Source organism: Longimicrobiaceae bacterium, from assembly GCA_035936415.1.
GTDB lineage: Bacteria > Gemmatimonadota > Gemmatimonadetes > Longimicrobiales > Longimicrobiaceae > JAFAYN01.
Genome location: DASYWD010000151.1, coordinates 1 through 7,863, shown reverse-complemented (window position 1 = coordinate 7,863; position 7,863 = coordinate 1). Strand labels below are relative to the sequence as shown.

The following is a 7,863-nucleotide window of genomic DNA, read 5'->3' as shown; positions in this document are numbered from 1 at the left end:
GCCCGAGCCCGAGCCTGATACGGCGACGCCTCCCCGGCAGCCCGCCGCCGGGATCGCCGTGCTCCCCTTCGAGGACGACACCCGCGGCCGCAGGAGCGAGTACTTCAGCGACGGGCTCACCGAGGAGATCACCGACGCGCTCAGCCGGGTGCGGGGGCTGCGGGTGATCGCGCGCACCTCCGCCTTCGCCTTCAAGGGGACGCGGGTGCCGGCGCCGGAGATCGGGCGGCGGCTGGGGGTGACGCACCTGCTGGAGGGGAGCGTCCGGAAGAGCGGGGGGAGCCTCCGCATCGCCGTGCGGCTGGTGGAGGCCGGCACCGGCTCGCTGCTCTGGTCGGACCGCTACGACCGGGAGATCGGCGACGTCTTCGCCGTGCAGGACGAGATCGCCCGCGCCGTGGTGGACTCGTTGCGGGTGGAGCTGGCGGGCGACGGGGGCGGGGCGCTGGTCCGCAGCTCTACCGGGGACCCCGAGGCGCACGCCCTGTACCTGCGCGGCCGCTCCTGCTGGTACACGCGGACGCCCGAGGGGCTGGAGGAGGCCATCGGCTACTTCCGCCGGGCTCTGGAGCGGGATCCCGCCTTCGCGCTGGCCCACATCGGCCTCGCCGATGCCTACAACATGCTGGGCGCCTTCGACTACGGCGTGCTCCCCCCCGGCGAGGTCTACCCCCGGGCGCGGGAGGCCGCCACGCGCGCCCTCGCCCTCCGCCCGGACCTGGCCGAGGCGCACACCGCCCTCGCCAACGTCCTGCTGAACTACGAGTGGGACTGGGAGGGCGCCGCCCGCTCCTTCCGCCGCGCCCTGCAGCTCAACCCCGGCTACGCGGTGGCGTACCACTGGTACTCGCTCTACCTGGGCGCGGTGGGGCGGCACGCCGAGGCGCTGGACGCGGTGCGGCGCGCGCGAGAGCTGGACCCCATGTCGCTGGTGATGGGGACCGCGCTCGCCCGGCAGCTCTACTTCGGGCGGGAGTACGACGCCGCGCTCCGGGAGTACCGCGCGGTCCTGGAGGTGGACCCCGCCTTCGTTCCCGCGCGGCTGGGGCTCGGCCTCACGCTGGCCCAGTCCGGGGCGGCGGACGAGGCGGTGGCGGAGCTGGAGCGTACGCTGAATCCCTCCGACAGCCCCCGCCCCGTCGTGCTGGCCCTGCTCGGGCACGCCCAGGGGAGGGCGGGGCGCAGGGAGAAGGCCGGTACGCTGCTCGCCCGCCTCCACGCCATGGCGGAGGAGCGCTACGTCCCGCCCGAGTACTTCGCGCTGGTGCACCTGGGGCTGGGCGATACGGACGCGGCGCTCCGGTGGCTGGAGGCGGCGTGCGACGCCCGCTCGGGCTCCGTCATCTACCTGCGGGTGGACCCGCTCCTGGACCCCCTGCGCGCCGACCCCCGCTTCGGGCGGCTGTGCGCGCGGGTGGGCTTCCCCGCTTTGCCGTAACCCCCGCCCGGCGCTAGATTTCACCCTCCCAGAGCGGTACCGGCACAACTCATGAGCGGGCAGATGTCAGCCATCCAGCGCAGAAGGACCGTTACCGTGGACGTGGGCGGCGTCCGGGTGGGGAGCGACCACCCGGTGGTGGTGCAGTCCATGACCAACACCGACACCGCCGACGTAGAGGGGACCGTCCGCCAGGTGGCCGCGCTCTGGCGGGCGGGGAGCGAGGTCGTCCGCGTCACGGTCAACAACGACGAATCCGCGCGCGCCGTCCCCTACATCGTGGAGGGGCTGCGGCGGCGCGGCGTCGACGTCCCCATCGTGGGCGACTTCCACTACAACGGGCACCTCCTGCTCACGAAGTACCCGGACGCCGCCGAGGCGCTGGCGAAGTACCGCATCAACCCCGGCAACGTGGGCACCAGCCGGCGCGACGCCAACTTCGCCACCATCGTGGAGCAGGCGATCCGCTGGGAAAAGCCGGTGCGCATCGGGGTGAACTGGGGGTCGCTGGACCAGAACCTCCTCACGCAGATGATGGACGCCAACGCCGGCCTCCCCCCGGAGGACCGCGTAGACGCCCAGGAGGTGCTCCGCTCCGCCATGGTCGAGAGCGCGCTCCGCTCCGCCGCGCTCGCCGAGGAGGTGGGGCTCCCGCACGACCGGATCATCCTGTCCGCCAAGGTGAGCGGGGTGCAGGACCTGGTGGCGGTGTACGGACGCCTCGCCGTGCTCTGCGACTACCCGCTGCACCTTGGGCTCACCGAGGCGGGGATGGGGACCAAGGGGATCGTCGCCTCCACGGCGGGGCTCTCCATCCTGCTGCAGCAGGGGATCGGCGACACCATCCGCGTCTCGCTCACTCCCAAGCCCGGCGGCGACCGCACCGAGGAGGTGCACGTCGCGCAGCAAGTGCTGCAGTCGCTGGAGATCCGCTCCTTCACCCCCCAGGTGACGAGCTGCCCCGGGTGCGGGCGCACCACCTCCACCTACTTCCAGAAGCTGGCGGAGGACGTCCAGGGCTACCTCCGCGACCAGATGCCCGTCTGGCGGGAGACGCACCCCGGCGTGGAGGAGATGAAGGTGGCGGTGATGGGGTGCGTGGTGAACGGCCCCGGCGAGAGCAAGCACGCCAACCTGGGGATCTCCCTCCCCGGCACCTTCGAGGAGCCCAAGGCCCCGGTGTACGTGGACGGCGAGCACCGCGTCACCCTCAAGGGCGACCACATCGCCGAGGAGTTCAAGCGGATCCTGGATGAGTACGTGGAGACGCACTACCCGGCCCGCGCGGCGGTGGAGCCGGCCGGGGTCTGAGCACGAGGCGACGGAGTGCGCCCGGACGGAGGCGGGGCCGGGGGATTGCTCCTCCGGCCCCGCTCCCTTTCTCCGGGCGCCCGTGCGCGGCGCTGGCTTCAAACCTGCAAAGCAGCGCAGCGCCCTGTCGCCGCGGATCGGCGGCGGGGCCTTTCAATGCGTATCCCGACCCATGAGTTCCGAAGACAACGACGAGCTTGCCGCGGCGGTGCGGCGGATCCGGCAGGAGGCCGGAGCGGAATCCGTGGCCGCGGCCTACTACGACTACGAGACGCGCACCCACTGGCACTACAGCGGCGACGAGTGGTTCCACGCCGCCAGCACCATCAAGGTCCCCATGCTGCTGGGCGTCTTCGGCGCCGCGCAGAAGGGGCAGCTCCCGCTGAACGGGCGGGTGCACGTGCGCAATCGCTTCCTCAGCGTGGCCGACGGCGAGCCCTTCCGGGTGGAATCGGGGCGCGACGCCAACTCGGTGGTGCACAAGCACCTCGGGCGGACCATGCGGGTCCGGGAGCTGGCCCGCCACATGATCGTCACCAGCAGCAACCTGGCCACCAACCTCCTGGTGGAGGTGGTGGGGCTGGACGAGATGCGCGCCTCCATCCGGGAGCTGGGAATCGAGGGCGTCACCCTGGAGCGGGGGGTGGAGGACGAGCGCGCCTACGAGGAGGGGATCAACAACATGGTGACCGCCAACGGGCTCGTCGCCGTCCTCCGCCACATCGAGGAGGGGACCGCCTTCTCGGTGATGGCCTCGGCGCGGATGCTGGAGATCCTGCACGATCAGGAGTTCCGCAGCGGGATCCCCGCCGGCGTCCCGGACGACGCCCGCGTCGCCAACAAGACGGGGGAGATCTCCACCGTGGCGCACGACGCGGCCATCGTCTACCTCCCCGACCGCAAGCCCTACGTCCTGGTGGTGCTCACCCAGTGGGAGCGCGGCGCCTCCGGGCGGAGCGACACCATCGCGCGCATCTCCCGCGCGGTCTACGAGCACCTGATGGACCTGGGGGAGTCGCCAGATGCCTGAGTTCCCCTTCCGCTGGGTGGACGGGCTCACCCTGGGCGACGAGTACCGGGCGGTGCTCCGCCCGGGCGAGCTGCTGCGCGACCGGAGCCGGCGGCTACGCCGCCTCCCGCGCTTCTTCTACGAGATCCCCTCGTGGGAGGCGGCGCGCGACACCGCGCTGACCGAGCATTTCATGGTGTGGGAGTTCATCAACTCCGACGTGCGCGAGGCGGACCTGCTGCGCCGGGCCTGGCCGCGGTACATCCCCTGCGCGGTCGCGGTGCTCGCGGCCCAGCTCGAGCTGTTCCGCCGGGTGGTGGACACCTACGTCCACATCGCCGCGAACGGGGGGTACCGCTCCCCCGCGCACCGGCTCTCCGCGCACGCCACCACCCACTCGTGGGGGACCGCGGTGAACCTGTATCGTATCGGGGACGACTGGCTAGACGACGAGAAGACGATCCGCCGGTACGCCCGCATGGCCCGGGAGCTGATCCCCGGGCTCTGGACCCGCCCGTGGGGGCACGGCGTGGGGGAGGCCGACGACCACCTCCACCTGGACCTGGGCTACACCGAAGCCGTCCCCCACGACTCGCCCGGCGAGGACGCGGGGGACGCCGATCCGCTGGAGGGAGAGGACGAGCGCGTGGCCGAAGCCGAAGAGGTTGGTGCATGACACAGAACGCGAGCAAGAAGACGGGCGCGGGGAAGGGCCGGAAGGGCGCCGGGCGGCTGGAGCTGGCCGCCATGGGGATGGAGGCCGAGTTCTCCCTCCTGCTGGACGGGGAGCCGGTGTGCCCGGAGGAGCTGTTCGGCTCGCCGCGCGCCTTCGTGCGCGACCGGCTGATGCACCGGGTGGGGACCTCGTACCACCTCCCCACCGGCGGCGCCGTGTACTTCGACACCGGCGTGATCGAGGTCGCCACGCCGGTCATCGAGATCGAGCGCGGCGCGGCCGCCCGCACGGGCCGGTCGCTCTGGGAGTCCATCCTCTACCTGCGCGGCGAGCTGGACCACTGGGAGCGCCGCACGGGGCGCGAGGTGCGGCTGGTGGGCTTCAGCGCCCACTACAACATTTCTTTCGAGCTCCCACGCGAGCAGCAGGGGCGCAGCCGCACGGTGCAGAAGCTCGCGCTCCTCCTCGCCTACCTCCTCCCGCCGTCGGTGATGATGTTGGCCACCAACCGGCGCTCCACCGGGGTGGGTGTGCGGCCGCGCGGCGACCGGATCGAGGTGACGGTGGACTTCACCCCCAGCGCGTCGCTGATGATCGCCACGGCGACGCTGATCGTGGGGATCGTGCGGGAGGTGATGACCTGGCCCTCGTTCGAGCTGGAGATGCTGGAGCGGATGGGGATCCCGGTGATCGCCGGCTTCCGGCCCGTCCCGCACACCAGCCGCAAGGGGTGGCTGGCGAAGGCCGAGTGCTACCCCCGCGACCCCTTCACCTCCGACGTGGACGCCCCCGTGTGGGACACCACCGACGGACGGCGCCTCTCGCTGCGCGGGATCGCGGGGCTCACGGTGCGGCACTTCTGGCACCCCATCCGCCGCTTTTCCGACCCGTTCACCTTCCGCCTCATCGGCTCGGTGATGCGGGGGCGCGCGCCCTCGCTCCTGGACCTGGACGACCGCCCGGCGGAGTACGACGACGTGGGGCGGCTCTGCACCTGGGACAACCTCTTTCCCGAGCGCGATCTGTCGCGCTCCCGGTACGAGCGCGTGCTCATCCGCGCCATCTCCGGCCAGAAGCTCTGGATGAACGGCCGGCGCTACACGCCCCGGCGGATGCGGGGATGGTCGGAAGTGGTCTTCCAACGAGACGACGACGGCACCCGCCACGTGTTCGGCATCGACTACCTGCTGAACCACCTGCGCGACTGGGAGCGCCCCGTTCCGCGGGGAGGGTAGGGGACCGCCACGGCACACAAGACCAGAGGGCACCTCCCGCACTCGGGGGGTGCCCTCTGGACGTCACGGCATCCGGAGAGAGCCGGGCCTACTTCTCGGAGAGCACGCGGTTCTTCTCGATGTACTCCGACCACTCGGGCGGTACGTCGGTGTCCGGGAAGATGGCGCTGACGGGGCACTCCGGCTCGCAGGCGCCGCAGTCGATGCACTCGTCCGGGTTGATGTAGAACTGGTCCTCGGCCTCGTAGATGCAGTCCACCGGGCAGACCTCGACGCAGCTCGCGTCCTTGGTCCCGATGCACGGCTCGGCGATCACGTACGGCATGTGGCTCTCCGGAACGGCGTGGTTGATGGTTCGCTCGTGCGGCCGGTCGCTGGGCCGGGCGTAGAATAACAGGCCGGTCCTGGGTTGTCCACGCCGAACGGGCGGCGTCCGCCTACCTCAGGTGGCGGCCGAACCACTCGATCGTGGCGTCGGTCGCCGCCTTCAGCTCCGGCGTCGCCCCGGCGTACGGGTGCACGGCGCCGAAGGTGTGCCCCGCGCCCTCCACGAGGAGCAGCTCCGTCTCGTCTCCCGCCGCCTCGAAGAGCGCGTGCCCCTCCGCGGCCGGGACCGTCTCGTCCTCCTCCCCGTGCACGATCAGCCAGGGCGCCGACAGGGCACGGGCCGCGCGGAGGACGTCCAGGCGCTCGCGGCTCATCTCCACGTCGCGCCAGTAGGCCGGGCCCACGGGCATGGCCTGCCCGGTGCGCGCGTTGGCGATCTCCACCGTTTCGCCGCGCTTCCAGGCCTCCACCTGCTCCGGGCTCCAGCGCGCCGGGATGTCCGAGATCGCCGCCCAGGTGGCGAGCGCGTCCACGCGCGGGTCCTCCGCGGCCGCGATCACCGCCTCGCCCCCTCCGCGCGAGTGGCCGAACAGCCCCGTCCGGCGCGGCGCGCGCGGGAGGATGCCGCCCCGGTGGAGCGCGTCCAGCACCAGCCGGATCTCGTCCACGTTGCGGGTGTGCGTGTTCTCCCGGAAGCGGTCCAGCGCGGAGAAGTCCACCCCGTCCGCCCCGACCCCGTTGCGCGAGAAGTCGAAGGTCACGGCCGCGTAGCCGGCGCGCGCCAGTGCGCGGGCGAGGGGGGGGAAGAATCCCCAGGTGCGGAATCCCTTGAAGCCGTGGCAGACCACCACCGCGGAGCGGGGCTCCGTCCCCGCGAGAAGGCGCACGTCGCCCCGGACGGGAAGCTCGTCGCCCGGCGGGCGGAGCTCCCAGCGGGTCAGGGTGATGGCGGGCTCGGGGCTACGAGTTGGGGGGCTCATGGCGTCGCGGTTCGGGTCAATGCGGCCGTCAGCGGGCACGCGGCGCAGGGCGTGGGGCGGGGGCACCCCTCGCAGGGGAGCTCGTCCGCCTCGGCGGGCTCCCGCTCCGCGGCGGCCTCCGCCAGGCGCGCGGCCAGGTAGCGGATGCGGCGCGCGTTGGCGGGGTCGTCGAACTCACCCTCGCGCACCGTGCCCAGGGTCCCGTTCGCCGCCGCCGCCACCACCTCGCGCACCTGCTCCAGCTCCGCCGCGCTCATCGGCGCGAGTCCGGGGACCTCCCGGCGCGGCGCCCGCTCCAGCGTCAGCACCTTCCGCGCGAAGGAGACGAAGATGGAGCACGCCTCGGGGCAGGGGACCTCCGCTTCCCCCGCGGGGGGGCCCTCGTCGACCATCCCCAGCGGGGTCTCCGCGTCGACCTCCCACGCGACGCGGCGCAGGCACACGGCGTCGCCGCAGCAGGCGCGCACCGCGTTGCGGACCGCCGGGTCCGGGAGGAGCTTCACCGCGGAGTACATCCCGCTCTGCCGCCCCGCCGTTGCGCGCCAGTGCGTCGGGCGCAGCGTCCCCGTGCGCCCGGCGTGCCAGTGCGCGGCGCAGGCCGGGTACAGGTAGTCGAGCGCCGTCCAGAGGCCGCCGCCGTCCAGCTCCACCAGCGCCCACCCGCTCCGCAGGTTGGGGGCCGTCTTCAGCGGCCGGTGCTCCCCCGCGCTCGTGGTCTGGGCGATCTCCCGCGCCGCGAAGGGGTCGCGGAAGACCTCCAGCCCGCCCTCCGGGACCGCCGCGTCGGCGACGTGGCGCACCTCGTAGCGCCCCTTGCCCGCCGGGCGGATCCGCACCTGGAGGAACACGCGCCCCTCCGCCCCCGCCTCGTCCACCCAGGCGAGGAG

At 72.8% G+C, this 7,863-nt stretch carries 8 protein-coding genes; 5 read left to right on the top strand and 3 right to left on the bottom strand.

Annotation, left to right across the window (positions count from 1 at the left end; translation table 11 throughout):
• The 5 genes from VGR37_05915 to VGR37_05895 form a co-directional block, all read left to right on the top strand.
• On the top strand, positions 1 to 1,438 hold a 1,438-nt coding region (locus VGR37_05915; protein ID HEV2146915.1), incomplete at its 5' end, for a tetratricopeptide repeat protein.
• Between the two features lie 63 nt (positions 1,439 to 1,501).
• Complete coding sequence (ispG, locus tag VGR37_05910) at positions 1,502 to 2,749, top strand: flavodoxin-dependent (E)-4-hydroxy-3-methylbut-2-enyl-diphosphate synthase (GenBank protein HEV2146914.1); 1,248 nt, start codon at positions 1,502 to 1,504, stop codon at positions 2,747 to 2,749.
• A gap of 172 nt (positions 2,750 to 2,921) precedes the next feature.
• Complete coding sequence (locus VGR37_05905; protein ID HEV2146913.1) at positions 2,922 to 3,779, top strand: serine hydrolase; 858 nt, start codon at positions 2,922 to 2,924, stop codon at positions 3,777 to 3,779.
• Positions 3,772 to 4,434: a hypothetical protein gene (locus VGR37_05900; GenBank protein ID HEV2146912.1), complete on the top strand. Its 663-nt coding sequence runs from the start codon at positions 3,772 to 3,774 to the stop codon at positions 4,432 to 4,434. Before VGR37_05905 ends, VGR37_05900 begins: the two co-directional genes overlap by 8 nt.
• Positions 4,431 to 5,669, top strand: a complete 1,239-nt coding sequence (locus VGR37_05895) for a hypothetical protein (GenBank protein ID HEV2146911.1) — start codon at positions 4,431 to 4,433, stop codon at positions 5,667 to 5,669. Before VGR37_05900 ends, VGR37_05895 begins: the two co-directional genes overlap by 4 nt.
• A gap of 88 nt (positions 5,670 to 5,757) precedes the next feature.
• Here the strand turns inward: VGR37_05895 and VGR37_05890 are convergent, their stop codons facing one another.
• The 3 genes from VGR37_05890 to VGR37_05880 form a co-directional block, all read right to left on the bottom strand.
• Entirely contained in the window at positions 5,758 to 5,994 is a 237-nt protein-coding gene (locus tag VGR37_05890; GenBank protein ID HEV2146910.1) for a ferredoxin, read from the bottom strand.
• Between the two features lie 112 nt (positions 5,995 to 6,106).
• Positions 6,107 to 6,976 (bottom strand): alpha/beta hydrolase, encoded by an 870-nt coding sequence (locus tag VGR37_05885; GenBank protein HEV2146909.1) that lies wholly within the window; start codon positions 6,974 to 6,976, stop codon positions 6,107 to 6,109.
• A partial coding sequence (locus tag VGR37_05880) for a DR2241 family protein (GenBank protein ID HEV2146908.1) occupies positions 6,973 to 7,863 on the bottom strand: 891 nt, incomplete at its 5' end. The genes VGR37_05880 and VGR37_05885, both read right to left, overlap by 4 nt.